At 64.0% G+C, this 25,993-nt stretch carries 27 protein-coding genes, 3 tRNA genes and 2 pseudogenes; 15 read left to right on the top strand and 17 right to left on the bottom strand.

Going from position 1 to position 25,993, the window contains the following annotated elements; genetic code table 11:
• From ACODS9_RS03215 to yacG, 3 genes are read left to right on the top strand one after another with little or no spacing between them, the layout of a single operon-like run.
• Entirely contained in the window at window positions 1-867 is an 867-nt protein-coding gene (locus ACODS9_RS03215; RefSeq protein ID WP_489093205.1) for a prepilin peptidase, read from the top strand.
• Window positions 867-1,490: a dephospho-CoA kinase gene (gene coaE, locus ACODS9_RS03210; RefSeq protein WP_038706809.1), complete on the top strand. Its 624-nt coding sequence runs from the start codon at window positions 867-869 to the stop codon at window positions 1,488-1,490. The genes ACODS9_RS03215 and coaE overlap by 1 nt, the downstream gene beginning before the upstream one ends.
• Window positions 1,487-1,687, top strand: coding sequence for a DNA gyrase inhibitor YacG (yacG, locus tag ACODS9_RS03205; protein ID WP_046854173.1), 201 nt, complete (start codon window positions 1,487-1,489; stop codon window positions 1,685-1,687). The genes coaE and yacG overlap by 4 nt, the downstream gene beginning before the upstream one ends.
• 169 nt (window positions 1,688-1,856) lie before the next feature.
• On the opposite strand, the gene ACODS9_RS03200 is transcribed toward yacG, so the two are convergent.
• Window positions 1,857-2,564: an energy-coupling factor ABC transporter permease gene (locus ACODS9_RS03200; protein ID WP_476260716.1), complete on the bottom strand. Its 708-nt coding sequence runs from the start codon at window positions 2,562-2,564 to the stop codon at window positions 1,857-1,859.
• An 86-nt stretch (window positions 2,565-2,650) separates the two neighbouring features.
• Here ACODS9_RS03200 and ACODS9_RS03195 point away from each other — a divergent pair, with 86 nt between their 5' ends.
• The 4 genes from ACODS9_RS03195 to ACODS9_RS03180 all read left to right on the top strand — a co-directional run bounded on the left by ACODS9_RS03195 (window position 2,651) and on the right by ACODS9_RS03180 (window position 5,453).
• Window positions 2,651-3,082, top strand: a complete 432-nt coding sequence (locus tag ACODS9_RS03195) for a hypothetical protein (protein ID WP_277502078.1) — start codon at window positions 2,651-2,653, stop codon at window positions 3,080-3,082.
• A gap of 55 nt (window positions 3,083-3,137) precedes the next feature.
• A complete protein-coding gene (locus ACODS9_RS03190; protein WP_038706811.1) occupies window positions 3,138-3,767 on the top strand; it encodes a DUF1780 domain-containing protein in 630 nt (209 codons plus the stop codon).
• A 132-nt stretch (window positions 3,768-3,899) separates the two neighbouring features.
• On the top strand, window positions 3,900-4,073 hold the full coding sequence (locus tag ACODS9_RS03185; protein ID WP_023631877.1) for a DUF3094 family protein: 174 nt from the start codon (window positions 3,900-3,902) through the stop codon (window positions 4,071-4,073).
• An 84-nt stretch (window positions 4,074-4,157) separates the two neighbouring features.
• Window positions 4,158-5,453, top strand: a complete 1,296-nt coding sequence (locus ACODS9_RS03180) for an NAD(P)/FAD-dependent oxidoreductase (RefSeq protein ID WP_489093204.1) — start codon at window positions 4,158-4,160, stop codon at window positions 5,451-5,453.
• A 70-nt stretch (window positions 5,454-5,523) separates the two neighbouring features.
• Here ACODS9_RS03180 and ACODS9_RS03175 read toward each other — a convergent pair whose 3' ends face one another.
• The 9 genes from ACODS9_RS03175 to rluD form a co-directional block, all read right to left on the bottom strand.
• The gene (locus ACODS9_RS03175) at window positions 5,524-5,862 is read right to left on the bottom strand and encodes a hypothetical protein (RefSeq protein WP_401106594.1); all 339 of its coding nucleotides are present in this window, start codon (window positions 5,860-5,862) and stop codon (window positions 5,524-5,526) included.
• Between the two features lie 52 nt (window positions 5,863-5,914).
• On the bottom strand, window positions 5,915-7,240 hold the full coding sequence (locus ACODS9_RS03170) for a S8 family serine peptidase (RefSeq protein ID WP_401106591.1): 1,326 nt from the start codon (window positions 7,238-7,240) through the stop codon (window positions 5,915-5,917).
• A gap of 107 nt (window positions 7,241-7,347) precedes the next feature.
• Window positions 7,348-7,884, bottom strand: a complete 537-nt coding sequence (locus ACODS9_RS03165; RefSeq protein ID WP_489093203.1) for a dihydrofolate reductase family protein — start codon at window positions 7,882-7,884, stop codon at window positions 7,348-7,350.
• A 103-nt stretch (window positions 7,885-7,987) separates the two neighbouring features.
• Window positions 7,988-8,063: transfer RNA gene (locus tag ACODS9_RS03160), tRNA-Lys, on the bottom strand.
• A gap of 6 nt (window positions 8,064-8,069) precedes the next feature.
• A tRNA-Pro gene (locus ACODS9_RS03155) sits at window positions 8,070-8,146 on the bottom strand.
• A gap of 4 nt (window positions 8,147-8,150) precedes the next feature.
• Window positions 8,151-8,226 (bottom strand) — tRNA-Asn (locus ACODS9_RS03150).
• A 456-nt stretch (window positions 8,227-8,682) separates the two neighbouring features.
• The gene (clpB, locus tag ACODS9_RS03145) at window positions 8,683-11,247 is read right to left on the bottom strand and encodes an ATP-dependent chaperone ClpB (RefSeq protein ID WP_023631670.1); all 2,565 of its coding nucleotides are present in this window, start codon (window positions 11,245-11,247) and stop codon (window positions 8,683-8,685) included.
• Window positions 11,248-11,371: 124 nt separating this feature from the next.
• Window positions 11,372-12,112, bottom strand: a complete 741-nt coding sequence (gene pgeF, locus ACODS9_RS03140; RefSeq protein ID WP_489093202.1) for a peptidoglycan editing factor PgeF — start codon at window positions 12,110-12,112, stop codon at window positions 11,372-11,374.
• Entirely contained in the window at window positions 12,109-13,071 is a 963-nt protein-coding gene (gene rluD, locus ACODS9_RS03135) for a 23S rRNA pseudouridine(1911/1915/1917) synthase RluD (protein ID WP_110604838.1), read from the bottom strand. The genes pgeF and rluD overlap by 4 nt, the downstream gene beginning before the upstream one ends.
• Window positions 13,072-13,220: 149 nt before the next feature.
• Here rluD and ACODS9_RS03130 point away from each other — a divergent pair, with 149 nt between their 5' ends.
• Window positions 13,221-14,240 (top strand): outer membrane protein assembly factor BamD, encoded by a 1,020-nt coding sequence (locus ACODS9_RS03130; protein WP_046854166.1) that lies wholly within the window; start codon window positions 13,221-13,223, stop codon window positions 14,238-14,240.
• Window positions 14,241-14,358: 118 nt separating this feature from the next.
• Window positions 14,359-14,652 (top strand): transposase domain-containing protein, encoded by a 294-nt coding sequence (locus ACODS9_RS03125; RefSeq protein ID WP_401106992.1) that lies wholly within the window; start codon window positions 14,359-14,361, stop codon window positions 14,650-14,652.
• A gap of 79 nt (window positions 14,653-14,731) precedes the next feature.
• On the opposite strand, the gene trxB is transcribed toward ACODS9_RS03125, so the two are convergent.
• Window positions 14,732-15,694, bottom strand: a complete 963-nt coding sequence (trxB, locus tag ACODS9_RS03120) for a thioredoxin-disulfide reductase (RefSeq protein ID WP_401106581.1) — start codon at window positions 15,692-15,694, stop codon at window positions 14,732-14,734.
• Between the two features lie 327 nt (window positions 15,695-16,021).
• On the opposite strand from trxB, the gene cysZ reads away from it, so the two are divergent.
• Entirely contained in the window at window positions 16,022-16,750 is a 729-nt protein-coding gene (gene cysZ, locus ACODS9_RS03115) for a sulfate transporter CysZ (RefSeq protein WP_102682515.1), read from the top strand.
• A gap of 77 nt (window positions 16,751-16,827) precedes the next feature.
• On the opposite strand, the pseudogene ACODS9_RS03110 reads toward cysZ, so the two are convergent.
• Together ACODS9_RS03110 and ACODS9_RS03105 are read right to left on the bottom strand one after the other, a co-directional pair.
• Window positions 16,828-17,247 (bottom strand): annotated as a pseudogene (locus ACODS9_RS03110) (methyl-accepting chemotaxis protein); the annotation flags it as partial.
• A gap of 174 nt (window positions 17,248-17,421) precedes the next feature.
• A pseudogene (locus ACODS9_RS03105) lies at window positions 17,422-18,054 on the bottom strand (PAS domain-containing protein); the annotation flags it as partial.
• Between the two features lie 269 nt (window positions 18,055-18,323).
• Between ACODS9_RS03105 and ACODS9_RS03100 the strand changes: the two are divergent.
• Complete coding sequence (locus ACODS9_RS03100; protein WP_489093201.1) at window positions 18,324-19,535, top strand: glycosyltransferase family 4 protein; 1,212 nt, start codon at window positions 18,324-18,326, stop codon at window positions 19,533-19,535.
• Here ACODS9_RS03100 and ACODS9_RS03095 read toward each other — a convergent pair.
• Window positions 19,504-20,607, bottom strand: coding sequence for an NADH:flavin oxidoreductase (locus tag ACODS9_RS03095; protein WP_401106576.1), 1,104 nt, complete (start codon window positions 20,605-20,607; stop codon window positions 19,504-19,506). The genes ACODS9_RS03100 and ACODS9_RS03095 overlap by 32 nt on opposite strands.
• A gap of 251 nt (window positions 20,608-20,858) precedes the next feature.
• Here ACODS9_RS03095 and ACODS9_RS03090 point away from each other — a divergent pair, with 251 nt between their 5' ends.
• Entirely contained in the window at window positions 20,859-21,206 is a 348-nt protein-coding gene (locus tag ACODS9_RS03090) for an HPF/RaiA family ribosome-associated protein (RefSeq protein WP_023630676.1), read from the top strand.
• 129 nt (window positions 21,207-21,335) lie between these two features.
• A complete protein-coding gene (locus tag ACODS9_RS03085; protein ID WP_046857083.1) occupies window positions 21,336-21,635 on the top strand; it encodes a DUF3509 domain-containing protein in 300 nt (99 codons plus the stop codon).
• Between the two features lie 3 nt (window positions 21,636-21,638).
• Here ACODS9_RS03085 and ACODS9_RS03080 read toward each other — a convergent pair whose 3' ends face one another.
• The gene (locus tag ACODS9_RS03080) at window positions 21,639-22,109 is read right to left on the bottom strand and encodes a phosphate-starvation-inducible protein PsiE (protein WP_031315617.1); all 471 of its coding nucleotides are present in this window, start codon (window positions 22,107-22,109) and stop codon (window positions 21,639-21,641) included.
• 218 nt (window positions 22,110-22,327) lie between these two features.
• Here ACODS9_RS03080 and ACODS9_RS03075 point away from each other — a divergent pair, with 218 nt between their 5' ends.
• Entirely contained in the window at window positions 22,328-22,591 is a 264-nt protein-coding gene (locus ACODS9_RS03075) for a YebG family protein (RefSeq protein WP_023631474.1), read from the top strand.
• A 78-nt stretch (window positions 22,592-22,669) separates the two neighbouring features.
• Here the strand turns inward: ACODS9_RS03075 and ACODS9_RS03070 are convergent, their stop codons facing one another.
• Window positions 22,670-23,689: a Leu/Phe/Val dehydrogenase gene (locus tag ACODS9_RS03070; protein WP_023631473.1), complete on the bottom strand. Its 1,020-nt coding sequence runs from the start codon at window positions 23,687-23,689 to the stop codon at window positions 22,670-22,672.
• 123 nt (window positions 23,690-23,812) lie between these two features.
• Between ACODS9_RS03070 and ACODS9_RS03065 the strand changes: the two genes are divergently transcribed.
• A complete protein-coding gene (locus ACODS9_RS03065; protein WP_401106568.1) occupies window positions 23,813-24,619 on the top strand; it encodes a SirB1 family protein in 807 nt (268 codons plus the stop codon).
• Here the strand turns inward: ACODS9_RS03065 and ACODS9_RS03060 are convergent.
• On the bottom strand, window positions 24,608-25,957 hold the full coding sequence (locus ACODS9_RS03060; protein WP_401106565.1) for an MFS transporter: 1,350 nt from the start codon (window positions 25,955-25,957) through the stop codon (window positions 24,608-24,610). The two genes, ACODS9_RS03065 and ACODS9_RS03060, sit on opposite strands and share 12 nt — an antisense overlap.
• Window positions 25,958-25,993: the final 36 nt, after the last annotated feature.

Genomic DNA, 25,993 nt, shown 5'->3' with positions numbered 1-25,993 from the left:
ATGAATGCCTGGACCGTAATCGTCGAACATCCGCCGTTCTTCCATACCTTGGCCGCGGTGCTGGGATTGCTGGTGGGCAGTTTTCTCAATGTGCTGGCTTACCGCCTGCCGATCATGCTCGAGCGCCAGTGGCAGCGGGAGGCGCAGGAGGTGCTGGGGCTGCCGCAGGCCGAGCATGAGCGCTTCGACCTGTGCCTGCCAGCTTCGCGTTGCCCGCACTGCCAGCGCCAGATCCGCGCCTGGGAAAATATTCCGCTGCTGAGTTACCTGGCCCTGCGCGGGCGTTGCGCGGGGTGCAAGGCGCGGATCAGCGTGCGTTATCCCCTGGTGGAGCTGGGCAGCGCCCTGCTCTCGCTGTTGGTGGCCTGGCATTTCGGGCCGAGTGTCGAGGCGCTGGGGGTGATGCTGCTGACCTGGGGGCTGATCGCCTTGAGCCTGATCGATGCCGAGCACCAGTTGCTGCCGGATGTGCTGGTGCTGCCGCTGTTGTGGCTGGGGTTGATCGTCAACGCCTTCGGGTTGCTGGTGCCGCTGAGCGATGCGCTGTGGGGCGCGGTGGCGGGCTACCTGAGTTTGTGGTCGGTGTACTGGGTCTTCAAGCTGATCACCGGCAAGGAGGGCATGGGCTTCGGCGACTTCAAGCTGCTGGCCATGCTCGGTGCCTGGGGCGGTTGGCAAATCCTGCCGCTGACCTTGATGCTGGCGTCCTTGGTAGGGGCGCTGATCGGGCTGACGCTGGTGCGTTTCAAGCGCACGCAAATGGGCGCGGCATTGCCTTTCGGGCCTTATCTGGCCATTGCGGGGTGGATCGCATTGCTCTGGGGTGATGAAATAGTCGCCTCATACCTGCAACTGCTTGGAACCTGATGAGCACAGCGCCCTTCACACCCTGGATTCTTGGCCTTACCGGCGGCATCGGCAGCGGCAAGAGCGCCGCCGCCGAGCGTTTCGTCGAGCTGGGCGTGCACCTGGTCGATGCCGACCAGGCCGCGCGCTGGGTCGTCGAGCCGGGGCGCCCTGCCCTGGCCAGCATCGTCGAGCGCTTTGGCGCAGGCGTGCTGCAGGCGGACGGCCAGCTCGACCGTGGCGCCCTGCGCCAGCTGATCTTCGCCGACCCAAGCCAACGGCAATGGCTGGAACAACTGCTGCACCCGCTGATCGGCCAGGAGATCTTCAGCTACCTGGCCAAGGCCGAGACGCCCTATGCGGTGTACGTTTCGCCGCTGTTGATCGAATCGGGGCAGCACCAGAAGACCCAGCGCATCCTGGTGATCGACGCGCCGACCGAGTTGCAGGTGCAACGCACCTTGGCCCGCGACAACACCAGCGCGGAACAGGTGCAGGCGATTCTCAAGGCCCAGCTGGCCCGGGAAGAGCGCCTGCGCCATGCCGATGACGTGGTGGTCAACGATCGTGACCTGCAATCGCTGCACGACGAGATCGACCGCCTGCACCACTTTTACCTGACTTTACGAGGAGGCCAGCCATGAGCCAGCCGATGACCGTTGATTGCCCGACCTGCGGGGCGCCCGTGGAATGGGGCGAGCAGAGCCCGTTCCGGCCGTTCTGCTCGGACCGCTGCAAGTTGATCGACCTGGGTGCCTGGGCGGCCGAGGAGCACAAGATCGCCGGGGCGGAGGAGTCCGAGGACGAGTTGTATTCGGGGGATCTGGAGCCGCGGCACTAAACGGATCGCGCAGCCTTGACAACAGCTGCTGCTTGAATCCTGGGGCCGCGTTGCGGCCCATCGCTGGCAAGCCAGCTCCCACAGGGACGGCGCTTGGCTTTAGGTTTACGCGGTCGGTGTGGGAGCCGGCTTGCCGGCGAGAGGCCGGGACAGGCCACTCGATAACGCTTTAGCGCTCGTCATCCTTCCACGGCGCCTGCAGATAGCGGCTGCGGTTGAAGGTCTCCAGCCACTCCGGGCAGAACACCACCAGCGCACTGATCACCGTGCCGTTGATGAACGCCTCGGGGAACATCATCAGCCATAGGTAGCCAACGAAGTCGCTGAGCCATTCCGGCATGGCGAAACGCTCGTCCATCCACAGCAACCCCAGCCCTGCCATCAGGCACAGCAACACGGTCAACGCCGCCGGGAAGAACCCGCAACAGAAGATGTAGACGAACAGGTTACGCGGCTGGGCGCGCTCGACCAGGATCGCGCACACCTCGGTGACCAGCACCGGCAGGCCGACGATCAGCAGGCCGTTGACGCCGATGGCGGCAAGGTCCTGCCGGCCCATCAGCAACAGGCCGAGCTGGGCGAGAAAGCCGCCAAGCACGGCCAATGGCCAGTCCAGCAGCAAGGTGACGGCGGTCATGCCGATGAAGTGGTACGACACCCCGGTATCGAAATCGCGGCGCACCAGCCAGAGTATGAACAGGCAGAACACCGTGCCGAACAGCAGGTGCTGGCGGCGGGTGTCGGTGAACAGCTCGACCCAGCGGGTGCGGCTGGCGGCCCAGATCAGCAGGGGCACGTAACCTATCCAGCCAAGGGTAAGGCTGGTGCTGGACAAGACTTGTGCGCTGATCACCTGAACAATATCCCTGTCGGCCATGTGGACAAGCCTGAGTCTACACCCATTCTCCCTTGCCACCGGTTGCTATAGGCTGGCACCTCCTTTCGATGCAGGACGCGTCCGCCATGCCTGAAGGACTTAACCTGCCGCTGCTGCTCGGCGCGGCGTTCAGCGCCATCGCCGGCGTGCTGCACCTGGCGGTGATCGCCATTGGCCCGCGCTGGTACCGCTTGTTCGGCGCCGGCGAGCGCATGGCCAGGGCGGCGGAGCAAGGGCGCGTCTACCCGGCCCTGGTCACTGCGGCGATCGCGGCGGTACTGCTCGTCTGGTCGGCCTATGCCTTGTCGGCGGCTGGGCTGATGCGCCCATTGCCCTTGCTGCTGCCGGTGATCTGCCTGATCACCCTGGTGTACTTGGCGCGGGGCCTGCTGGGGCCGCTGGTACTGGCCGGCACCGGGCGCAGCCGAAGGTTTATCGCGGTCAGTTCGGCCATTTGCCTGGGCGGCGGGCTGCTGCATCTGCTGGGGGTGGTGCAGCAATGGCTGGTGCTGGGCTGATTCCTACGCACAAACAGCATCTTACCGTCATCAATTAGCGACTAAGCTTGTCCCCATGGATGACTCAGACTACCTCCGCCTGCTTACCATCCAGGCCGAGCAAGCCAATGCGTTCCTGTCCAATGCCCGCAAATGGGAGCGCGAGCGTTGGGTCTGCCAGCGCCTGCTGCAAGGGCTGAACATCCCCTACCGCAGCGAGGATTTCACCCCGGCCGGGCAAGAGCCGCCGGACGTGCTGTTCCGCGATGCGGCGTTCGAGGTGTTCTTCGTGCTCGACGAGGGCCGCCGGCTCAACGACGAATGGCGCGAGGAGCTGCAACGGCGGCGCAGCGCCTTCTCCCTGGCCCAGCTGGTGCGCCGCGAGCAGCGGCCCCGGCGCATCAGTGCCCAGGAACTGCTGGCGCGCCTGGCGCCGACCCTGCGCAAGAAGTCGCACAACTACCGCGAGCGCGGGCTGGACCTTAGCGAGCTGGACATCATCGCCTTCGCCAGCCTCAAGCGCGAGGTGCTCGACCTCAACAGCCATTTCCCGCCGCCCACCGAGTACCTGCGCCAAGGCTGGCGGTCGTTGTCGCTGGTGGGGCCGACCTTCGCCCGGGTGCTGTTCGCCCACCCGGACGCGCCAGATTTCCTGCGCGGCAACCTGGGGCGCAGCATCGTGTTCGACGTAGGCATCAGTCTTTGATCCAGTGCCGGGTGTCTTTGCGATCACGTACACTCGGCGCCAGGGATAGAAAGCATTATCATTCGACCCATGCGTTTGCGTGAACGCTGTGGCGTACACGCAGTCACGAACGTCTATCTGACGAGGCCCACCATGACCAGCCGCCTGAATCCTGAAGATCAGCGTCGCGTCGATGAGTATCTGAGCGCCCCCCAGCATCAAGTCGAGCGCCGGCCCTTCCGGCCGTGGCTGCTCCTGCTGCTGGTGGTGGCCGTGACCATCGGTCTGGGCCTGTTGAGCCGCCTGCTGAGTGGACTGGTGCTATGAGCTGCCTTGCGCTCGCCCGCCCCTCATGCCGGATGCGGCCGGACCTTGTGTCCACGAATTCCGTAAAACTTGTGAGATATCCCCATGACTCATCGCATCGTGATTGTCGGCGGCGGCGCCGGCGGCCTGGAACTGGCGACCCGCCTGGGTAAAAGCCTGGGCAAGCGCAAACAGGCCGAGATCACCCTGGTTGATGCCAACCTGACGCACATCTGGAAGCCACTGCTGCACGAAGTGGCGGCCGGCTCGCTGAACTCCTCGGAAGACGAACTGAACTACGTGGCCCAGGCCAAGTGGAACAACTTCAACTTCCAGATGGGGCGCATGAGCGGCCTGGACCGCGAAAGCAAACTGATCCAGCTGGCCGCGACCCTCGACGACGAGGGCCGTGAGCTGCTGCCTGCGCGCACCATCGGCTACGACACCCTGGTGATCGCCGTGGGCAGCAACACCAACGACTTCGGCACCCTGGGCGCGGCGCTGCACTGCCTGTTCCTCGACAGCCGCAAGCAGGCCGAGCGCTTCCACCAGCAACTGCTCAACCACTATCTGCGTGCCCACGCCGGTGATGTGGCCAGCGAGCAGATCAGCGTGGCCATCGTCGGCGCCGGTGCCACCGGTGTGGAGCTGGCGGCCGAGCTGCACAACGCCGCCCACGAGCTGGCGGCCTATGGCCTGGACAAGATCCAGCCGAAAGACATGCACATCACCATCATCGAAGCCGGCCCACGGGTGTTGCCGGCGCTGCCGGAGCGCATCAGCGTGCCGGTGCACAAGACCCTGGAAAAACTCGGGGTGACGGTGATGACCAACGCCGCGGTCAGCGAAGTGACCGCCGATGGCCTGAAGACCGCCTCGGGCGAAGTGATCCAGGCCAGCTTGAAGGTCTGGGCGGCAGGCATTCGCGCGCCGGGCTTCCTCAAGGACATTGACGGCCTGGAGACCAACCGCATCAACCAGCTGGTGGTGCGCCCGACCCTGCAGACTACCCTGGACGACAACATCTTCGCCTTCGGCGACTGCGCCGCCTGCCCGCAACCGGGCACCGACCGCAATGTGCCGCCACGGGCCCAGGCCGCGCACCAACAGGCCTCGCTGCTGGCCAAGAGCCTCAAGCTGCGCCTGGAGAACAAGGCGCTGCCGACCTACGAGTACAAAGACTATGGCTCGCTGGTATCGCTGTCGCGCTTCTCGGCGGTGGGTAACTTGATGGGCAACCTGATGGGCAGCGTCAAGCTGGAAGGCTGGCTGGCGCGGATGTTCTATGTGTCGCTGTACCGGATGCACCAGATGGCGTTGTACGGGACCTTCCGCACCTTGATGCTGATGCTGGGCAGCAAGATTGGGCGGGGCACCGAGCCGCGCCTGAAGCTGCATTGATAAAAATGCCTGGCAGTGCATTCAGCACTGCCAGGCATTAATTTACCGGATTTGAAAGAAGGTAAACGCGCTATCTGGAGACAACTTGGCGCGGTTTGACTATGTCGATCCGAACGTCCTGTTCCGACATTTCAGCCATGACCTGAGAAAGCTCAAGGATAGGCACTACAGCCTCTACCGTTTGCCCCGACACGGACAGACTGCCTTCTATCAGCTCCGCCCCATGAATGGCCAGCCGCTGCTCCAACTCATGCTGCCAATCGACCAGCCGGGAACGTAAGTCTTCACGTGTCAGGACTTTACCAACCTGCCGGCACTGCGCGGTTACCCTGACGGCCTCGGCACCGCCTGAAGTGTGCTCAGTCAGGCCCAATTGGCGCAGTTTCTCCAGCTCTCGTATTTCCAGCATGAGCTCACACCTCACACATCAGTATTACCAATAACCATATCACGCTGGTGGCTCACGCCAGGTTTATCCGACCAGCGCCTACGACGTTAACCGGTAATGCCATGCTCGTCACCGCGCCCAGGATGGCCTTGCGCATGGCCGGCCCCGTAGTGCTCAGATTCTTCAGACGACGATGCTGGAGAATAAGGGCAGCCACACCCGCAACAATCGGAGTAGCCATGGAAGTACCACTCAGACGACCAAACAGGTCGGAGCGCGACGCCCCCTGGGCAAGAGATCCGTCAGGCATCCGTGGCGCCGGGATCGTGGACATGATGTTGACCCCAGGCGCCACCACATCGGGCTTGTCCAGCCCATAGGCTGTGGGCCCTCGGCTTGAAAACTCCGCTGGGAGAAACGTGCGCTTGGTGATCGCTCCGACTGTAATGGCCGAGCGCGAGTGGCCAGGGCATGCCACCTCGGTATCGAATGCACTGCCATACCCCATTCTGCGCAGCGCTTCCGCCCGCATATGTTCATTGCCTGCCGCGACACAGACAATCGCCCCGAACGCTGACGCATTGTCCACCGCAGTGCACAACGGGCAATGGCCATCGGCGCAGGCCCACCCATGCCCACCGTCCGCCCAGGCGGGGAGATGGTTGAAGCCCAGGCTCATGGAGATGATATCTGCCTGCCGGTCCAAAGCGGCATCCACACCTTGAAGTATGGAGGTATGCTGGCCACTGCCATCCTGCCTCAGCACCTTCACGTTGATCAGATCCACATCGGGAGCGATCCCCCGGTAGATGGGATCACGCGAGGCAATGCTGCCCGCGCAATGGGTGCCGTGATATCCAGGAATGAGGTAGTCCTCGCCACAGGTGGAAACGGAATCCGCCACGACCAGGAATGGATGTCGCGTATCGATTCCCGAGTCCAGTACCGCGACTTTTATGCCGGCCCCCGTCAGCAAGCCATGCTGGTTTCTGAAGTTGTCGAGCCCTACATCGATCGTGGCGTCATCCATCAGGGTCGGGTTGACGACTGGGTCGAGCTCGATCAAGTCAACCTCACCCAATTGCGCGATGTCTTTCAGGCGCTCAGGCTCGAATGCGGCGGCCAGCGAACCGGCCAAATACAAAGGACGGGCCTGGCCACCGCTTACAGCATCTTTGAATGGAGAAACCTCATGATCGAATCGTTGCTTGAACTCAAGCCAGCTTTCGCCGACGCGTGCCTTTCTCGCGTTCATCTTTACGACAACGGGCAGCCGGCCTGATTCGGCGGCCCCTCCCACATGCGCAGCGAGTAGCTGCATCTCCTGCGACTGCGAATCCCCAGTACTCCGCTCGATCCGGCTGAGCACATTACGTAGCAGCGGTCCTAGTTTGGCCATGACGAATATCCTTTTGGGCATGGTGGCGAGGAAGCAAAAAGCCATCAACTACCACAATAGCGAAGATCAGCTATTGCACCAGGCGACTCCGCGTGTCAGACGCTCACTTAGCGCAGGATGCGATACGTGCTCTGCACAAACCCGCTCTCGTAACTGGTCGTTCTCATGTGCTGCAACAGCACATCCTTCGCCAACTCGCCGAACAACGGTATTCCCTGCCCCAGCAGCACGGGGATACGGGTAATGGTCAGTTCATCCACCAGCCCCTCGCGCAAGAACCCCTGAATCAGCTTGCCGCCATCCAGGTACAGGCTCTTTGCGCCCGTGGTCTGCAGGTGCTCGAGCAGCGCCGGGATCGGCCCCGGGTGCAGCTCGACGCGCTCTGATACGCCCCTGGGCAGCGCCTCGAGGGTACTGCTGACCACCACTACTCGTGTATCAGGATAGGGCCACTCGCCAAAGGTCATGACCTTGTCGAAAGTGCCGCGCCCCATCACCAACGTATCGACGCCCGCCATGAACCCGGCATAACCATGGTCGTCAGCGGACTGCGTGGCGCCCATCAACCAATCGAGGCCGCCATCTTCACGGGCGATATAGCCATCCAGGCTGGTGGCGATGAAAACACTGGCTTTGAGTGACATGCGCGGGCGCTCCTGCGGGCAAAGGCCACAGGGTAGCAAAGGGCGGGGATATAAATCGCGGACAAAAGAAAAAGGGCATCTCAGTCGAGATGCCCTTTTTACATGGTGGGTCGTGTAGGATTCGAACCTACGACCAATTGGTTAAAAGCCAACTGCTCTACCAACTGAGCTAACGACCCGGAAAATGGTCGGGGTGAGGGGATTCGAACTCCTGACATCCTGCTCCCAAAGCAGGCGCGCTACCGGACTGCGCTACACCCCGAGATTGGCTCCGCGACCTGGACTCGAACCAGGGACCCAATGATTAACAGTCATTTGCTCTACCGACTGAGCTATCGCGGAACTGAACTTCGGTACATCTTTACTGCTTCGAAGCCTGTGTTAGCTTCGATCTCTTTGGCTATCCGCTTTCGCGTTGTCGCTGCTGAGGCCGGCTATTCTACATTCTTCGTTTTGCTTGTCAACCACTTTTTTTCGTTCAACTTACTGATTTGTAAGTTATTTTCAGATCGTCGGTGTTGCTGGCGATCTGCTCAGTGCCTGACAGCGGGGCGAATATTAGGGGCACTCTGATTTTTGTGCAAGCACTTTTTTCAAAATTTTCAGCAAGTTAGCTTGGAAGCCGGAAAATCAGGGGTTTGCGCTGCCTGTACTGGCCTTATCGCGGGGCAAGCCCGCTCCCACGCATTGGCTACCTTCTGGCGCAGATTGGCGTGGGAGCGGGCTTTGCCCCGCGATAAGGCCAGACAGCACACATAAAAAAGCCCCGCTTACGCGGGGCTCTTCGTTTACTGCAGGTCAGCCAAAGACAATCTCGTCGCCCTCGACCTTCGCGGTGATCGCCGCACCCGGCAGGAACTCGCCCGCCAGGATCAGCTGCGCCAGCGGGTTCTCGATCCAGCGCTGGATCGCACGCTTCAATGGCCGTGCGCCATACACCGGGTCGTAACCGACGGCGATCAGCTTGTCCAACGCCTCCGGGCTCAGGCTCAGCGACAGCTCGCGCTCGGCCAGGCGACCACGCAGGCGGCCAAGCTGGATCTCGGTGATACCGGCGATCTGCTCGCGGCCCAGCGGTTCGAACACCACCACTTCGTCGATGCGGTTGATGAACTCCGGACGGAAGTGCGCGCCCACCGCATCCATCACCGCCGCACGCTGAGCCTCGCGGTCACCGGCCAGTTCCTGGATCTGCGCCGAGCCCAGGTTGGAGGTCATCACGATCACGGTGTTGCGGAAGTCCACGGTACGGCCGTGGCTGTCGGTCAGGCGGCCATCTTCCAGCACCTGCAGCAGCACGTTGAACACATCCGGGTGGGCTTTCTCCACCTCGTCGAGCAGCACCACCGAGTACGGCTTGCGACGCACGGCCTCGGTCAGGTAACCGCCCTCTTCATAGCCCACATACCCTGGCGGGGCACCGATCAGACGCGCCACGGAGTGTTTCTCCATGAACTCGGACATGTCGATGCGCACCATGGCCTCTTCGGTATCGAAGAGGAACTCGGCCAGCGCCTTGCACAGCTCGGTCTTGCCCACCCCGGTGGGCCCAAGGAACAGGAACGAACCACTCGGGCGGTTCGGGTCGGACAGCCCGGCGCGGGAACGGCGTACGGCGTTGGCCACGGCGGTCACCGCCTCGTCCTGGCCGATCACCCGTTCGTGCAGCAGGCTTTCCATCTTCAGCAGCTTCTCACGCTCGCCTTCGAGCATCTTCGCCACCGGAATACCGGTCCACTTGGACACCACTTCGGCAATCTCTTCCTCGGTGACCTTGTTGCGCAGCAGCTGGTTGTCGGTCTTGCCGTGCTGGTCGACCATCTGCAGGCTGCGCTCCAGGTCCGGGATCACCCCGTACTGCAGCTCGGCCATGCGGCTGAGGTCGCCCTTGCGGCGCGCGGCTTCCAGCTCCTGGCGGGCCTGCTCGATCTTTTGCTGGATCTGCGCCGAACCTTGCACCTCGGCCTTTTCCGAGGCCCAGATCTCTTCGAGGTCGGAATACTCGCGCTCCAGGCGCTCGATTTCCTCGGTCAGTTTTTCCAGGCGTTTCTTCGCCGCTTCGTCTTCTTCCTTCTTCAGCGCCTGGGATTCCACCTTCAACTGGATCAGGCGACGGTCGAGGCGGTCGAGCACCTCCGGCTTGGAGTCGATCTCCATGCGGATGCGGCTGGCGGCTTCGTCGATCAGGTCGATGGCCTTATCCGGCAGCTGGCGGTCGGTGATGTAGCGGTGGCTGAGCTTGGCCGCGGCAATGATCGCGCCGTCGGTGATGGCCACCTTGTGGTGCACTTCATAGCGCTCTTTCAGGCCGCGCAGGATGGCGATGGTGTCTTCCTCGCTCGGCTCCTCGACCAGCACCTTCTGGAAGCGGCGCTCCAATGCGGCGTCCTTCTCGATGAACTGGCGGTACTCGTTGAGCGTGGTGGCGCCGACGCAGTGCAGCTCGCCACGGGCCAGGGCCGGCTTGAGCATGTTGCCGGCGTCCATGGCGCCCTCGCCCTTACCGGCGCCGACCATGGTGTGCAGCTCGTCGATGAACAGGATGATCTGGCCTTCCTGCTTGCTCAGTTCGTTGAGCAGGCCTTTGAGGCGCTCTTCGAACTCGCCGCGGTACTTGGCGCCGGCGATCAACGCGCCCATGTCCAGCGCCAGCAGGCGCTTGCCCTTGAGGCCGTCGGGCACTTCACCGTTGATGATGCGCTGGGCCAGGCCTTCGGCGATGGCGGTCTTGCCCACGCCGGGCTCGCCGATCAGCACCGGGTTGTTCTTGGTACGGCGTTGCAGCACCTGGATGGTGCGGCGGATCTCGTCGTCACGGCCGATCACCGGGTCGAGCTTGCCTTCCTCGGCGCGCTTGGTGAGGTCGACGGTGTACTTGTCCAGGGCCTGGCGCGATTCCTCGGCGTTGGCGTCGTTCACCGCCGCGCCGCCGCGCAGGTTGTTGATGGCGTTTTCCAGGGCCTTCTTGCTCACGCCCTGGCCGAGCAGCAGCTTGCCGACCTTGCTGTTCTCGTCCATGGCGGCGAGCAGCACCAGCTCGCTGGAGATGAACTGGTCGCCCTTCTGCTGGGCCAGGCGGTCGGCCTGGTTGAGCAGGCGCGCCAGGTCCTGGGACATGTTCACGTCGCCGGTGGGGTTCTGGATTTTCGGCAGCTGGTCGAGCTCTTTGGTCAGCGCCTTGCGCAGGCTGTTGACGTCGAAGCCGACCTGCATCAGCAGCGGCTTGATCGAGCCGCCCTGCTGGTCGATCAGCGCCTGCAGCAGGTGCAGGGGCTCGATGGCCGGGTGGTCCATGCCCACGGCCAGGGATTGGGAATCGGATAACGCGAGTTGCAGCTTGCTGGTCAGTCGGTCTATTCGCATGGGGGATACCTTCCTTTAAAGGGCAGGCGGAGCGATGGACAGCACCTGTAATGATGAACCTGCCTGAGATGACCAATAGATAAGGGTGATTCTGGAAGATTCAAGCGTAGCGGGGTTGACGGGGTCAGCGCGGCTGCAACCAGACCAGCGAAGTGAAGCGCCCACCCTGCGGGGTGCGGCGATAGGAGAAGAAACGCGGATCGCTGACGGTACAAAAGCCGCCACCATAAACGGCAGTCACCCCACGCGCCGCCAGGCGAATCCGCGCCAGCTGGTAGATATCGGCCATCAGCTTGCCCGGCCGCTCGCCGTCGACGAACGCCGCGGCTGCCTCGGGATGCACGGCGGTAAAGGCATCGCGCACTTCCATGCCGACCTCGAACGCCTGCGGCCCGATGGCCGGGCCCAGCCATACCAGCACCTCTTCGGGTGGCAGGGCCAGGCGATCGAGGGTGGCTTCCAGCACGCCACCGGCCAGCCCGCGCCAGCCGGCATGGGCGGCGGCCACGCGGGTACCGGCGCGGTCGCAGAACAGGGCAGGCAGGCAATCGGCGGTCATCACGGCGCAGGCGATGCCCGGCTGGTCGGTCCAGCTGGCATCGGCCTCGGCGACCACGGCAGGGTCGGCATCGGCCACCACCAGCCCGTGCACCTGCTTGAGCCAGGCGGGCTGGATGGCGAATTCTTCGCTGAGGCGACGACGGTTCTCGGCAACCGCAGCGGGGTCATCGCCCACATGGTCGCCAAGATTGAAGGATTCATAGGGCGGCAGGCTGACGCCGCCCTCGCGGGTGGTGACACAGGCGCGTACCGAGGCCGGGGCCGGCCAGTCGGGAATGATCAGCGCCTGCGTCAGGCCACTCATCCGATAAAGCTCTCGCGGTCGTCGTTGAGCAGCGACAGCAGCCAGAGGAAGTCGTCCGGCAGCGGCGAGGCCCATTCCATGCGCTCACCGGTGGTCGGGTGATCCAGGGCCAGGAAGCGAGCGTGCAGGGCCTGGCGCGGGAAGTTCTTCACCGCCTCGACCATGGCCACGCTGGCGGCCGGAGGAATGCGGAAGCGCACGCCGTAGGTCTGGTCGCCGACCAGCGGATAACCGACATGCGCCATGTGCACGCGGATCTGGTGGGTGCGGCCTGTTTCCAGCTTGACCCGCACATGGGTGTGCGAGCGGAAGCGCTTGAGCACGCGATAGTGGCTGACCGCCGGCTTGCCGCCGTCGGTGACCGCCATGCGCTGGCGCTCGCCGCCGTGGCGGCCGATCGGGGCGTCGATCTTGCCACCGGCGATCACCACGCCGACCACGATGCACTCGTAGATACGGCTGACCGAGCGCTTCTGCAGTTGGTCGACCAGGTTCGTTTGCGCCTGCAGGGTCTTGGCCACCACCATCAGACCGGTGGTGTCCTTGTCCAGACGGTGCACGATACCGGCGCGCGGCACGTTGACGATGTCCGGCACATGGTGCAGCAGGGCATTGAGCAGGGTGCCGTCGGGGTGACCGGCCGCCGGGTGGACTACCAGCCCGGCCGGCTTGTTGATCACCAGGATCTGGTCATCTTCATAGACGATGTCCAGCTCGATGTCCTGAGCCACCCATTCGCCCTGGGCCTCCTGCTCGGCCTCGAGGGCCAGGATGGAGCCGGTGTGGACGGTGTCGCGCGGCCGCAGCACCGCGCCATCGACGGTCAGGCGGCCATCTTTGATCCACGAGGACAGGCGCGAACGCGAGTACTCGGCGAACAATTGGGCGGCGACCTGGTCGAGGCGTTGGCCGCCCAGTTCGGACGGGACCTCTGCGCTAAGTTGAATGATCTCGGACATGCTCGAATCGACGGGCGTTCAGCCTTTGGTTTCGGCTGCGCGCTTGTGGTTAAATACGGCTTCTTTTGCCCCGGGGTTTGGCCGGGGGCGCTCATCATAACAGGACGGCACCGCCCAAGACAGCGGCCGTCAAAGGGACGCAAGCCGCCATGCAAGTGAAACACCTGCTGCTGATCGCCATCCTCGGGCTCACCGCTGCCTGTTCCTCGAACAAGGAAGTCATTGACGAGAACCTCAGCGAGGCCGAGCTGTACCAGCAGGCGCAGGCCGACCTGGACAACTCCAGCTATACCAGCGCCGTGAACAAGCTCAAGGCCCTGGAGTCGCGCTACCCGTTCGGCCGCTACGCCGACCAGGCCCAGCTCGAGCTGATCTACGCCAACTACAAGAACTCCGAGCCCGAGGCCGCCAAGTCGGCTGCCGAGCGCTTCATCCGCCTGCACCCGCAGCACCCGAACGTCGACTACGCCTACTACCTCAAGGGCCTGACCTCGTTCGACCAGGACCGTGGCCTGCTGGCGCGCTTCCTGCCACTGGACATGACCAAGCGTGACCCGGGCGCCGCCCGCGACTCGTACAACGAGTTCGCCCAGCTGACCAGCCGCTTCCCCAACAGCCGCTACGCCCCGGACGCCAAGCAGCGCATGATCTACCTGCGCAACCTGCTGGCCTCCTACGAAATCCACGTGGCCAACTACTACCTGAGCCGCGAGGCCTATGTAGCCGCCGCCAACCGTGGCCGCTACGTGGTGGAGAACTTCCAGGAAACCCCATCGGTGGGTGACGGCCTGGCGGTAATGGTCGAGTCGTACCAGCGCATGCACCTGGACGAGCTGGCTGCCACCAGCCTCGAGACCCTCAAGCTCAACTACCCGGACCACCCGAGCCTGGTCGATGGCCAGTTCGTCACCAAGGTCGACGAAAACGGCAACCGCTCGTGGCTGTCCAAGGCCACCCTGGGCCTGATCGAAACCAAGACCCCGCTGCCGCCGGGCGAAACCCGCGCCAACCAGGACGTGGTCAAGCAGTTCCAGGACGCCCGCTCGGAAATGCCCGAGGAGCTGCTGCCCAAGGACGAGAACGGCGATCCAATCCTGCCGGAAGGTCCGAAGGAAGCCGAGAAGGACCGCAGCTGGTTCAGCTACATGACCTTCGGTCTGTTCGACTGATACGTCGCATCCGCAGAAAGGGAGGTCCGAGGCCTACTGCCTGCAGTTAAGCTGACACACTGACCTTTAGCCTGTAGGCCGCAAAATCCGATGCTTGGAAACGAGCATCGGATTTTTTATGCGCCTGTCAAAAGCACTGTCCCTCACTCACGAAATGGCATCGCGGCCACACGCATGCGAAGGGCTGGGAGCCTTGCTTGATCCAGGCATTGTGAAACGGGCCTTCGAGACGGCAGGCGTCTCGACCCTTCGCAAACGCCGACTGCCGTGGGAAAGCCTGGCGTGGTGCAACATCGGCATGGCGTTGTTCCGCCGGATGTCGGTTTGGGTTTCCCCGCGCAGTGAAGCAACGACCAGCGAACTACCCCACGCGAAAATGAAAATGCCAGTCAGCTTAACTGACTGGCATTAACCAGATGGCCGGTCTTTTATCGCGGGACCAACCCGCCCCCACGTTCTGTGCAGGAGCGGGCTGGCCCGCAAAGGCTGGATCAGTGCGCGGCGTTGGCCAGGCCGTCCAGGTAACGCTCGACGTCCAGGGCCGCCATGCAGCCGGCACCGGCCGAAGTGATGGCCTGGCGGTAGACGTGGTCGGCCACGTCGCCGGCGGCGAACACGCCCTCGACGTTGGTGGCGGTGGCGTTGCCTTCACGGCCGCCGTGGACCACCAGATAGCCGTCCTTCAGGGTCAGCTGGCCTTCGAACAGCGAGGTGTTCGGGGTGTGGCCGATGGCGATGAACACACCGTCGACCTTGATTTCGTCGAAGCTGCCATCGTTGTTCTTCAGGCGCGCACCGGTCACGCCCATGTTGTCACCCAGCACTTCGTCCAGGGTGGCGTTGAGCTTGAGTTCGATCTTGCCTTCGGCGACACGGGCGTGCAGCTTGTCGATCAGGATCTTCTCGGCGCGGAAGGTGTCGCGACGGTGTACCAGAGTCACCTTGCTGGCGATGTTGGCCAGGTACAGCGCCTCTTCCACGGCGGTGTTGCCGCCGCCGACGACCGCCACCGGCTTGTTGCGGTAGAAGAAGCCGTCGCAGGTGGCGCAGGCCGACACGCCCTTGCCCATGAAGGTTTCTTCCGACGGCAGGCCCAGGTAGCGGGCGCTGGCGCCAGTGGCAATGATCAGCGCGTCGCAGGTGTAGGTGCCGCTGTCACCGCGCAGGGTGAACGGCTTGTTGGCCAGGTCGACGGCGTTGATGTGGTCGAAGACGATCTCGGTCTCGAAGCGCTCGGCGTGTTCCTGCATGCGCTGCATCAGGGCCGGGCCGGTCAGGCCGTGGGGGTCGCCCGGCCAGTTGTCGACTTCGGTGGTGGTGGTCAGCTGGCCGCCCGCCTGCATGCCGGTGATCAGCAGCGGCTTGAGGTTGGCGCGGGCGGCATACACCGCGGCGCTGTAACCGGCAGGGCCGGAACCGAGAATGATGACGCGCGAATGACGTACTTCGGACATGTCGAACTCCTGTCGAGCGGGCCGCACGGGGCCGGCGTCGGTGCGCCGGTTGCGCCAGCTGGAATTAAAAGGGACCCACGCAGCACTTGGGGAAGGCTACAACGCGTTGGTCCAAAACCAAAAAAGTTGAGCGCACTGTAGCGAGGCCGCAGAGATTAAGGAAATATCCTTCGACAATCCACCTTATAGACAGTCTCTATTCGCTAAGGAAACCGACAGGCATTGTGCCGGCGCTTTGTTACACGCCGTTTCCCGAAGGCGCGGCGCCTTTCGTCGGCGCGCCAAACTCGGTAAGGTCAGCGCGTTTTCCTCAAGCGGAGCATTCCGATGCAAGCCCCCGTCCTGTCCGGCCCGCAGTACCTGCGCGAAGGCCTGAAACTGGTCCTGAGCCCCAGCCTGCGCCTGTTCGTGCTGTTGCCCCTGGCGGTCAACCTGCTGCTGTTCGGCGGCCTGATCTACTTTGCCGGCCACCAGTTCAGCCTGTGGGTCGATGCGCTGATGCCCACCCTGCCCGACTGGCTGGGCTTTCTCACCTACATCCTGTGGCCACTGTTCGTCGCCCTGGTGCTGTTGATGGTGTTCTTCACCTTCACCTTGCTGGCCAACGTCATCGCCGCGCCGTTCAACGGCTTCCTGGCGGAAAAGGTCGAAGTGGTGGTACGCGGCCAGGACAACTTCCCGCCCTTCAGCTGGAGCGAGCTGATGGCCATGGTGCCACGTACCCTGAGCCGCGAGATGCGCAAACTTGGCTACTTCCTGCCACGGGCCATCGGCCTGTTCATCCTGTCGTTCATCCCGGTGGTGAACGTGATCGCCGCGCCGCTGTGGCTGGTGTTCGGTATCTGGATGATGGCCATCCAGTACATCGACTACCCGGCGGACAACAACAAGATGAGCTGGCAGGACATGCTCGCCTGGCTGCGCGCCAAGCGCTGGCAATCGATGGGCTTTGGCGGGATCACCTACCTGGCGCTGATGATTCCGGGGGTCAACGTGCTGATGATGCCGGCGGCGGTGGCCGGGGCAACGTTGTTCTGGGTGCGGGAGCGCGGCTGAATGAGCGCCATCGCGGGGCAAGCCCGCTCCCACTAGATCCGTGGGAGCGAGCTTGCCCCGCGATGGCTTGAGTTCGGTCAGTGGCTCAGCTGACTGGAAAACTGCCCCACCGCATCCACCACCTTCTTCGCCCCTTCCTGGATCTCGACGATCACCCCGCCGGTATCGGCGGCCAAGGCCAAGCCTTGCTCGGCCTGACGCTTGCTGGTGTCGATGATGTCCACCGCGGCCTGGGCCAGCTGTTCGTTCTGCTGCACCACCTTGGCGATTTCCTCGGTGGCGCTGCTGGTGCGCGAGGCCAGTTGGCGCACTTCGTCGGCGACCACGGCGAAACCACGGCCCTGTTCGCCGGCGCGGGCGGCTTCGATGGCGGCGTTGAGCGCCAGCAGGTTGGTCTGCCCGGCGATGTCGCTGATGGTCTTGATGATCGCGCCGATCACCTTCGACTGCTTGTCCAGTGCCTGGATACCCTCGGCGGCGTCCTGCATCGAGCCTTCCAGCCCACGCATCACCTCGACGGTCTGGGTTACCACGTCGGTGGCCTTGCGCGCGCTGTCGTCGGTTTCCAGCGAGGTGGTGTAGGCGATGTCGGCGGCCTGGGCCACGGCCAGCTCCTGGTTGACCTGATCGGTGATCACGGTGGCGAACTTGACCACTTTATAGAGCACGTCATGGGCGTCGATGATCGGGTTGTACGAGGCCTCCAGCCACACCACGCGGCCATGGGCATCGATGCGCTTGAAGCGCTCGGCAACGAATTCGCCACGGCGCAGCCTGTTCCAGAACTCCTGGTAGCCCGCCGAGTTGGCTTCTTCCGGCTCGCAGAACATGCGGTGCGACTTGCCGCGGATCTGTTCGAGGGTGTAGCCCATGGTCTGCAGGAAGCGGTCGTTGGCGGTCAGCACCTGGCCTTCGAGATTGAACTCGATCACCGCGGTGGATCGCATCAGGGCCTTGATCAGGCTCTCATGCTCGCGGGACGTCTCGATGGTGCGGGTCAGGTCGCTGGAGTGCAGGGAGAAGTACTTGATGCGCCCGTCGCTGTCCTTGACCGGTTGCAGGATCGAGCGCAGCCAGGCCTCTTCGCCGTTGCCACGCAGCAGGCGGAAGGCGCCGTTGAGGTGCTCGCCCCGGGTGATGGCGTGTTTCATGCGCTGATAGAAATCGAGCTTCTTCACATGGGCCGGGACGATCTCCTCGATATTGCGCCCGATGAGCTGCTCGGCGCGGTAGCCCATTTCGGCCTCGAAGTTGCCGTTGACCGACTCGATGCGCCCCTGTGGGTCGAGCTGGAGCACCAGCATCTCGCTGTCGAGGCTGTTCTTGACCTGCTCGATGGACATCAGTTCTTCGCGCAGTTGCTGGATTTCTTTCTTCAGTTTGCTGTTGAACATGGCCGCTCTCCCGGAGCGTATTCCCGTAGTCGAATGCATCTGCATCGGCTGCGTCCCGAGAGTTCTTGAGTGCGTTGCAAGGAAATATTCATACGGATGAAACTGCCGGAAATCAGGCGTCATCCGCACGTCACAAAGGCGTCATATGGCCGCAATGGGGGCGTCGGACACTTTTTGCCATGAACACACCGTCCTTGCGCATCACACTGGTCAGCGAAACCTTCCCACCTGAGATCAATGGCGTGGCCAACACCCTCGGCCGCCTCAGCGAGGGGCTGCGCCAGCGCGGGCATCAGGTCGAACTGATCCGCCCGCGACAGGCCGCCGACAGCGCAACGGGCAACGATGACGAACTGCTGCTGTGCCGTGGCTGGCCACTGCCCGGCTACCCCGGCCTGCAGTGGGGCGAAGTGTCGATGCACAAGCTTTGGCGCCGCTGGCGCCGGCAGCGTCCGGACGTGCTGTACATCGCCACCGAAGGTCCCTTGGGCCTGAGCGCCCTGCGCGCCGCCCGGCGCCTGGGCGTGGCGGTGGTCAGTGGCTTTCATACCAACTTTGCGCAGTATTCGGGGCAGTATGGCCTGGGGCTGCTGTCGCGGCTGCTGACCCACTACCTGCGCTGGTTCCATCGGCGTACCGCCATCACCCTGGTGCCCAGCATCAGCCAGCGCCTGGAACTGGAACGCCGCGGTTTCGAACGCCTTGGCCTGATGGCCCGTGGGGTCGATGCCGGCCTGTTCAACCCGACGCGGCGCAGCCAGGCCCTGCGCGAGCAGTGGGGGCTGGGCGTGGATGACCTGGCCGTGTTGCACGTCGGGCGCCTGGCCGCGGAGAAGAACCTGGCCTTGCTGCGCCCCTGCATGGAAGCCCTGCGCAGGGCCTACCCGCACCGGCGGCTGCGCCTGGTGATCGTCGGCGATGGCCCACTGCGCGGCCAGCTCGAACAACAGTTGCCCGATGCGGTGTTCTGCGGTGCGCAGCGCGGCGAGGTGCTGGCCGAGCACTATGCCAGCGGCGACCTGTTCCTGTTCCCGAGCCTGACCGAGACCTTTGGCAACGTGGTGCTCGAGGCGCTTGCCTCGGGCCTTGCCGTGGTCGCCTACGATGAAGCCGCCGCCGCCCAGCACATCCGCCACGGCCACAGCGGCGCGTTGGCCATGCCGGGCGATCAGGCGGCGTTCATCGACGCCGCCTGCTGGCTGCTGGAGGAAAGCGAAACCCTGCGCCGGGTGCGCCTCAATGCCCGCCAGCACGCCAGCCGCCAGGGCTGGCCGGCGATCATCGAGCAGTTCGAGGGTTACCTGTACGATGCCTGCCGCGGGTTGCAGGCTACCCGCGAACAGGCGCCGCCCTTGATGGTCAAACCAGGGTCGTCAGCGCCTCACGGCTGAACGGCAGCACGTCCGCTTCACGCCCCTCGCGAACCTTGCGCGCCCATTCGGCATCCACCAGCAAGGCACGACCCACAGCCACCAGGTCGAACTCCTGGTCCTGCAAGCGTTGCAGCAAGCCTTCGAGGCTGGCCGGCTTGGCCACCTTGTCGGTGGCGACCATGAACTGCAGGAACTCGCCATCCAGGCCGACACTGCCCACGGTGATGGTCGGCTTGCCGGTGAGCTGGCGGGTCCAGCCGGCCAGGTTCAGCTCGCTGCCCTCGAATTCCGGCTCCCAGAAGCGCCGGGTAGAGCAGTGGAAGATATCCACACCCGCGTCGCACAAGGGCTTGAGGAATGCCGCCAGGGCCTCCGGGGTCTGTACCAGGCGTGCGTTGTAGTCCTGCTGCTTCCATTGCGAGAAGCGCAGGATGATCGGGAAGTCGGGGCCGACGGCTGCGCGCACGGCCTGGATAAGCTCGATGGCGAAACGCGAGCGTCCGGCCAGGTCACCGCCGTATTCGTCGTCGCGACGGTTGCTGGCCTCCCAAAAGAACTGATCGATCAGGTAACCGTGGGCACCGTGGATTTCCACACCGTCCATGCCGATGGCCTGGGCATCGCGCGCGGCCTGGGCGAAGGCGGCGATCACCTCGCGAATGTCGTCGTGGCTCATCTCCTGGACCAGTACCTGGCCATCCTTCTCCTTGCCGCTCGGGCCATAGCCCGGCACCTCGGCATCCGGCTCGGTGCCCAGGCGGCGCACACTGCCCACGTGCCACAGTTGCGGCACGATGCGCCCGCCTTCGGCATGGACCGCGTCGACCACACGCTTCCAACCGGCCAGGGCATCTTCGCCATGAAAGCGCGGCACATTGGGGTAGCCATTGGCGGCCTTGTGCCCGACCGTGGTGCCTTCGGTGATGATCAACCCGACACCGGCGGCGGCGCGGCGACGGTAATAGTCGACCACTGCGTCATGGGGTACGCCACCGGGGCAGAAGGTACGGGTCATTGGCGCCATGACCACGCGGGTCGGCAGATCGAGGGTGCCGAGGGTGAAGGGCTGGAACAGAGGGTTGCTAGACATGCGGCGCTCCCGACGGGTGAGGAAATGCGCCTGAGCTTAGGGGCCGCCTGGCGGATGGCCCAGCATTATTGATTGCAGTGATCGGCCGTCATCGTTGTGAGCGGAGCGAATTACAACAGGAAATTTATTTTCAGAAAGGGCTTGAATTCGTCCGGCGCTTGCCTGACTTTAGAGTCAAGAGGCGCAGGAAAACCAACGTCCTCAGTGGCCTAGGCGCGCCTCTCGCGAGCAAGCTGAATAAGGATTGAATCATGCAAATCCAGGTCAACAGCAGCAACCATATCGAAGGCAACATCCGTCTCGACCAATGGGTCCGCAGTACCCTGCAAAGCAGCCTCGAACGTTACGAGGATGACCTCACCCGCATTGAAGTCCACCTGCGTGACGAAAACGGCGCCAAGCCCGGTCCCCATGACAAACGCTGCCAGATGGAGGCTCGCCCGAAGGGTCACCAACCGATTTCCGTGACCCACACCGCCACTTCGCTGGAACATGCCGTCGATGGCGCCGCCAGCAAACTGAACCACGCCCTGGAACACTTCTACGGCAAGTTGCGCAGCAAGCGCGGCGCCCTGGAACTGAGTGATCCAGACGCCTGACCGACAACGGGTCAGACAAGAACGCCCGGCCTTGCGCCGGGCGTTTTCGTTGTTCACCGATCAGCGGGCCTGAACCAACCTCGGCCGAGCCCGGTCAACTTCTGCAATCATTCACTGCAGAACCCGACCATGAACAATCCCTTTGATCAGATCAGCGCCGCCTTCGCCCCGGAGTATCGGGTCAACCTGAGCATCGAGCGCCTGGACGGCAGCATCATGCTGACCCTCTCCGACGACAGTGGAGTGGTTGCCAAGCGCCTGATCAGCCAGGCCCAGCGCAATGACCCGGTACGCCTGCAGCGGGTCATCGACAGCATCCGCCTGGGCCTGGCCATCGAGCTGGGGCAGAACCCGCTGGAAGTGCTTGCCGCCCTGACCCGCCCCGCGCAGGGCGAGCGCCGCTTTCCTGCCGCCGGCCTGGCCAACTGAGGGCTATTTGCCCTCGTCCACTTCCTTGCCGCTGGCATCCAGCGCCTTGGTCGACGGGTAGCGGTACGACGCATAGCGCACCACCAGGATGGCGAACGCCAGCAGCAGGATACCGCCGCACACGTACAGCAAGCCGACATCCGGTGCCTTGTGGTGCGAGACATCACCGATCAGCAAACGCGTGAGCGCGGTGATCGCCACGTAGAGCAGGAAGCGGATCGGCATGTGGTTGGTCTTGAAGTAGATCCCCACCATCGCCCCCAGCTCCAGGTAGATGAACAGCAGCAGGATGTCATCCACGCTCACCCCGCCCTTGCCCAGCATGTCCAGGAAGGTCACCACCGCCGCATAGGCGGTGATCGCGCCGATACCGAACAGCGCCAGGTAGTGGAAGGCCTCCACACACAGGTTGCCCAGCGAGTCGGCGGAGCCGTGCAGGCCCTTGCGCAGCTTTTCTGCCCATTTGATGTTCACGATGTTCGATTCCTGATACTGAAGGTCTGGTGCCATGCAGTTAAAGGGCCATGGCTCCTGTCTTGGAAGGCGGTCGATTGCCGCAGGGCACCTGTGGGCTACGCTGATTTTCAGTTTGCCTGGCCATCATTGCGGTTGCAGGGTGATGGCCTGGCGATGTACTGTATAAAAATACAGTTGTCCGCAACCCAATCAGCAAAAAGGCACAGAGGTGATGAATGGCCGTCGAAGTGGTGTACCGCAGCAGCCGCGACCCGGAGCGCTTGTTCATGGATAAGGCCGAAGCAGACCGTCACGACAAGATGCTCGAGCTGGCCGAACGCCTGGCCGAGGTACTGCACAAGGCCGTGCCTTCGATGAGCGAGCAGCAGGTAGAGGAAGCCGGCATCTACATGGCCAAGAACCGCGATGTGTTCGCCCGGGCATTCAAGAGCCAGCCCGATGCGCTGGCGGAGCTGCTCGAAGGCGGCGCGGTGGAATGACGCCATCGCGGGGCAAGCCCGCACGGCCCGCATCCATGGAAAATCTCGTGGGTGCGGGCTTGCCCCGCGAAATGGCTTTCAGCCGTACAGCAATCTTTCCGCCAGCATCTGCGCCACCCGTGCCGGCGAACGTTTCTCCGCCTGGGCATGGGCGAACACTTCGGTCAGCCGCGACGGTATCCGCGCCAAGTGCGCGGTAATGGTCCCCAGCCCCTCGCCCCGATGGGTGAGCGCCACATAGATCAGCCCACCGGCATTGATCACGTAGTCCGGCGCATACAGGATGCCCCGGTTCTCCAACTGGTCGGCCACCTGCAGCGTGGTCAACTGGTTGTTCGCCGACCCCGCCACTGCCGCGCAACGCAGTTGCATCACGCTCTGCCCGTTCAACACCGGCCCGACGCCACACGGCGCAAAGATGTCGCACGGCGTGCTGATCAAGGCCTCGTGTGCCACCGGGTGCGCATTGAGCTGCTCCACCGCCAGGCGCACCTTGCCTGCATCCAGGTCGCTCACCAACAGCTCGGCACCCGCCGCGTGCAGTTGCTCGGCCAGCGCATAGCCGACGTTGCCCAACCCTTGCACCGCCACTCGCAACCCCTCCAGGTTGTCACTGCCAAGCCTTGCCATCGAGGTGGCGCGGATGCCGGCGAACACGCCCAGCGCCGCATGGGGCGAAGGATCGCCCGAGGCAGTGGTACTGGTGACATAGGGGGTGGCCTGGGCAATGCAGTCCATGTCGAGGGTCGAGGTGCCGCTGTCCACCGCGGTGATGAAACGCCCCTGAAGCGTGTCGACGAAGCGCCCGAACGCCTCGAACAGCGCTGCACGGTTTTCCACATGCGGATTGCGCACGATCACCGCCTTGCCGCCGCCCATCGGCAGGCCAGCCAAGGCCGCCTTGTAGCTCATGCCCTGGGCCAGGCGGATGGCATCGGTCATGGCGCTCTCGTCGTCGGCATAGGGCAGGTAGCGACAGCCGCCCATGGCCGGGCCCAGTTGTTCGCTGTGAATCGCCACCACGGCCTTCAGACCCGTGGGCGGGTCGATGAACAGGTGCAGTGACTGGGTGCGGGTGCTTTGCATGAGCGCGAACATCGACGGGCTCCCCCGAGAGGTGCTCCTACCAGTATAAACAGGTCAAGGCCGCACACCGCGCGGGCGGACCACTGGACGAAAAGCCGCGCCAGGGCTACAAGTTAAGCGTGATGGAGAAGCCCCATGAACCCACGCCAAGCCTGCCTGGCCTGCCTGGAACGCGAGCCGGTCGCCCTGCTGGAAGCCGCGCTGTGGATCGCCGCCGAGCATGACCGCACTGTCGAGCCCGCGGCCAGCCTGGCCAGGCTGCATGAGCTGCAACGCGAAGTCAGCACCAGCCTGCCGATGCTGCCGGTCAACGAACTGGCCCAGCCCTTGCTGCGTCAGCTCAACGCACTGGGCTACCAGCAGGACGAGTACCACCCGTTGCGCCCACACGTGGCCTTGATGGACAAAGTGCTGCAACGCCGGCGTGGACAACCGCTGCTGCTGGCGATCCTTGCCCTGGAACTGGCCCGCCGCCTGTCGATCCCCCTGGAGGGCGTGAATTTTCCCGGCCACTTCCTGCTGCGGGTGCCCGGTGCCGATCACCTGCTCGACCCTTGCGGCGGCCGGCGCCTGTACCCCAACGACTGCCGCGAGCTGCTCGCCCGCCAGTTCGGCCCACAGCTGCCGCTGACCGCCGAGCACCTGCGCAGCGCCTCGCCGATGCAGATGCTCCAGCGCCTGTCGCGCAACCTGCGCCAGTTGCATATCAGCAACGACAACGACCTCGCGGCGCTTATCGACGCCGAGCGGGTCATGCAACTGGGCCCGGTGCAGGTCGGCGACTACCTGGCGCGGGCCACGTTGTACCAGCACCTGGACTGCCCCCAGGCAGAGCGCTTCGACCTGGAGCACGCCCTGCTGCTGACCGACGACCCGGTGGAGCGCCTGAAGCTCACCGAACGCCTCGGCCAGTTGCCCAACGGCAAACGCTCAATCCACTAATGCCTCGCCCTTCACCGTCGCTTCGCGCGGCTGCGGTGCGCGCACCCGGCTGATCAACAGCGCGCCGAGCAGCGCCGGCACGGCGCAGAAGAAGAAGATCTGCTCCACAGGCATGTGCAAGGTCAGCAGCAGACTGCCAAGCAAAGGTCCGAGGATCGAGCCGAAGCGCCCGACACCCAAGGCCCAGCCGGTACCGGTGGCGCGCACCTGGGCCGGGTAGAAGTTGCTGACGAAGGCATTGAGCGTCAACTGCCCGCCAATGATGCAGAACCCGGCGGCGAACACACTGGGCACCAGCCAGCGCGGATCGTCATGGTTGAGGCCGACCAGCACACTGAACAGCGCCGCCCCCAGCAGCACGCCCGCCAACAAGTGGGCCTTGTTGGCCATGCGGTCGGCGCACCAGGCCAGGCACACCGCGCCGAAGGTGCCGGCGAACAGGAACAGAGAAGTCACCAGGTTGGCCTGGTTCAGCGCCAGCCCGCTTTCCTGCAGCAGCGACGGCAGCCAACTGATCATGAAGTACAAGAGGATCAGGCTGACAAAGAAGGTGCTCCACAGCAGCAGCGTGGGCCGGGCGAACCCCTCGCGAAACAACGCCACCACGGTGAGCTTGCTGTCCGCCGGTTCGTCGGTGGCGATGCGCGCCGCCGGTACCTGCCAGCCCGGCAGCAGGCGAGCGGTGACCCGCTGCAACCGTGCATAGGGCGGGGCGTCGCGCAGCAGGCGCGGCAGCGACTCGGGCAGGAACAGCGCCAGGAACGGGAACAGCAGCAAGGGCGCCACACCGCCGGCAAGGAACACTGCCTGCCAGCCGTAATGATCGATGAAGCCCGCGGCGACGAAGCCCCCCGCAGCGCCACCCAGCGAGAAACCGCAGGCCGCCAGGGTGACCATCAAGGTGCGCAGTCGGGGCGGCGCGTAGTCGGCCATCAGCGCCATGGCGCTGGGCATCGCGCCGCCCATGCCGATACCGCAGAGAAAGCGCGCCAGCATCAGGCTGTCGAGGGAAGAGGCGAACACCATCAGCAGCGTCAGGCTGGCATACAGCATCACACAGCACAGCAGCACCCGGCGCACGCCGAAGCGGTCGGCCAGTGGCGTCACCGCCAGCGAACCGACCGTCAGCCCCAGCAGGTTGGCGCTGAACACCGGCCCGAAAGCGGCCTTTTCCAGGCCCCAGTCCTGGGCCAGCGCGGGGATCACGTAGCCCAGCACCTGGGCGTCATAACCATCGGTGACCAACAGCAGGATCAACAGCAGCAGCAGGCGCCACTGGTAGGGGGACACCGGGCGCGCGTCTAGCGCCGCGCGAAAGCTGGCTATCTGGTTGTGCATCGCAAGGTCCCTGTCTTTTGTTGTTATGAGTGCAGG

It is taken from the genome of Pseudomonas sp. FG36, assembly GCF_057809275.1.
This window is presented reverse-complemented; position numbering and strand designations above follow the sequence as displayed.

Coding starts and splice junctions, on each gene's coding strand:
- ACODS9_RS03215 (WP_489093205.1), top strand. CDS start 1: ATGAATGCCTGGACCGTAATCGTCGAACATCCGCCGTTCTTCCATACC.
- coaE (WP_038706809.1), top strand. CDS start 867: ATGAGCACAGCGCCCTTCACACCCTGGATTCTTGGCCTTACCGGCGGC.
- yacG (WP_046854173.1), top strand. CDS start 1,487: ATGAGCCAGCCGATGACCGTTGATTGCCCGACCTGCGGGGCGCCCGTG.
- ACODS9_RS03200 (WP_476260716.1), bottom strand. CDS start 2,564: ATGGCCGACAGGGATATTGTTCAGGTGATCAGCGCACAAGTCTTGTCC.
- ACODS9_RS03195 (WP_277502078.1), top strand. CDS start 2,651: ATGCCTGAAGGACTTAACCTGCCGCTGCTGCTCGGCGCGGCGTTCAGC.
- ACODS9_RS03190 (WP_038706811.1), top strand. CDS start 3,138: ATGGATGACTCAGACTACCTCCGCCTGCTTACCATCCAGGCCGAGCAA.
- ACODS9_RS03185 (WP_023631877.1), top strand. CDS start 3,900: ATGACCAGCCGCCTGAATCCTGAAGATCAGCGTCGCGTCGATGAGTAT.
- ACODS9_RS03180 (WP_489093204.1), top strand. CDS start 4,158: ATGACTCATCGCATCGTGATTGTCGGCGGCGGCGCCGGCGGCCTGGAA.
- ACODS9_RS03175 (WP_401106594.1), bottom strand. CDS start 5,862: ATGCTGGAAATACGAGAGCTGGAGAAACTGCGCCAATTGGGCCTGACT.
- ACODS9_RS03170 (WP_401106591.1), bottom strand. CDS start 7,240: ATGGCCAAACTAGGACCGCTGCTACGTAATGTGCTCAGCCGGATCGAG.
- ACODS9_RS03165 (WP_489093203.1), bottom strand. CDS start 7,884: ATGTCACTCAAAGCCAGTGTTTTCATCGCCACCAGCCTGGATGGCTAT.
- clpB (WP_023631670.1), bottom strand. CDS start 11,247: ATGCGAATAGACCGACTGACCAGCAAGCTGCAACTCGCGTTATCCGAT.
- pgeF (WP_489093202.1), bottom strand. CDS start 12,112: ATGAGTGGCCTGACGCAGGCGCTGATCATTCCCGACTGGCCGGCCCCG.
- rluD (WP_110604838.1), bottom strand. CDS start 13,071: ATGTCCGAGATCATTCAACTTAGCGCAGAGGTCCCGTCCGAACTGGGC.
- ACODS9_RS03130 (WP_046854166.1), top strand. CDS start 13,221: ATGCAAGTGAAACACCTGCTGCTGATCGCCATCCTCGGGCTCACCGCT.
- ACODS9_RS03125 (WP_401106992.1), top strand. CDS start 14,359: ATGCGCCTGTCAAAAGCACTGTCCCTCACTCACGAAATGGCATCGCGG.
- trxB (WP_401106581.1), bottom strand. CDS start 15,694: ATGTCCGAAGTACGTCATTCGCGCGTCATCATTCTCGGTTCCGGCCCT.
- cysZ (WP_102682515.1), top strand. CDS start 16,022: ATGCAAGCCCCCGTCCTGTCCGGCCCGCAGTACCTGCGCGAAGGCCTG.
- ACODS9_RS03100 (WP_489093201.1), top strand. CDS start 18,324: ATGAACACACCGTCCTTGCGCATCACACTGGTCAGCGAAACCTTCCCA.
- ACODS9_RS03095 (WP_401106576.1), bottom strand. CDS start 20,607: ATGTCTAGCAACCCTCTGTTCCAGCCCTTCACCCTCGGCACCCTCGAT.
- ACODS9_RS03090 (WP_023630676.1), top strand. CDS start 20,859: ATGCAAATCCAGGTCAACAGCAGCAACCATATCGAAGGCAACATCCGT.
- ACODS9_RS03085 (WP_046857083.1), top strand. CDS start 21,336: ATGAACAATCCCTTTGATCAGATCAGCGCCGCCTTCGCCCCGGAGTAT.
- ACODS9_RS03075 (WP_023631474.1), top strand. CDS start 22,328: ATGGCCGTCGAAGTGGTGTACCGCAGCAGCCGCGACCCGGAGCGCTTG.
- ACODS9_RS03070 (WP_023631473.1), bottom strand. CDS start 23,689: ATGTTCGCGCTCATGCAAAGCACCCGCACCCAGTCACTGCACCTGTTC.
- ACODS9_RS03065 (WP_401106568.1), top strand. CDS start 23,813: ATGAACCCACGCCAAGCCTGCCTGGCCTGCCTGGAACGCGAGCCGGTC.
- ACODS9_RS03060 (WP_401106565.1), bottom strand. CDS start 25,957: ATGCACAACCAGATAGCCAGCTTTCGCGCGGCGCTAGACGCGCGCCCG.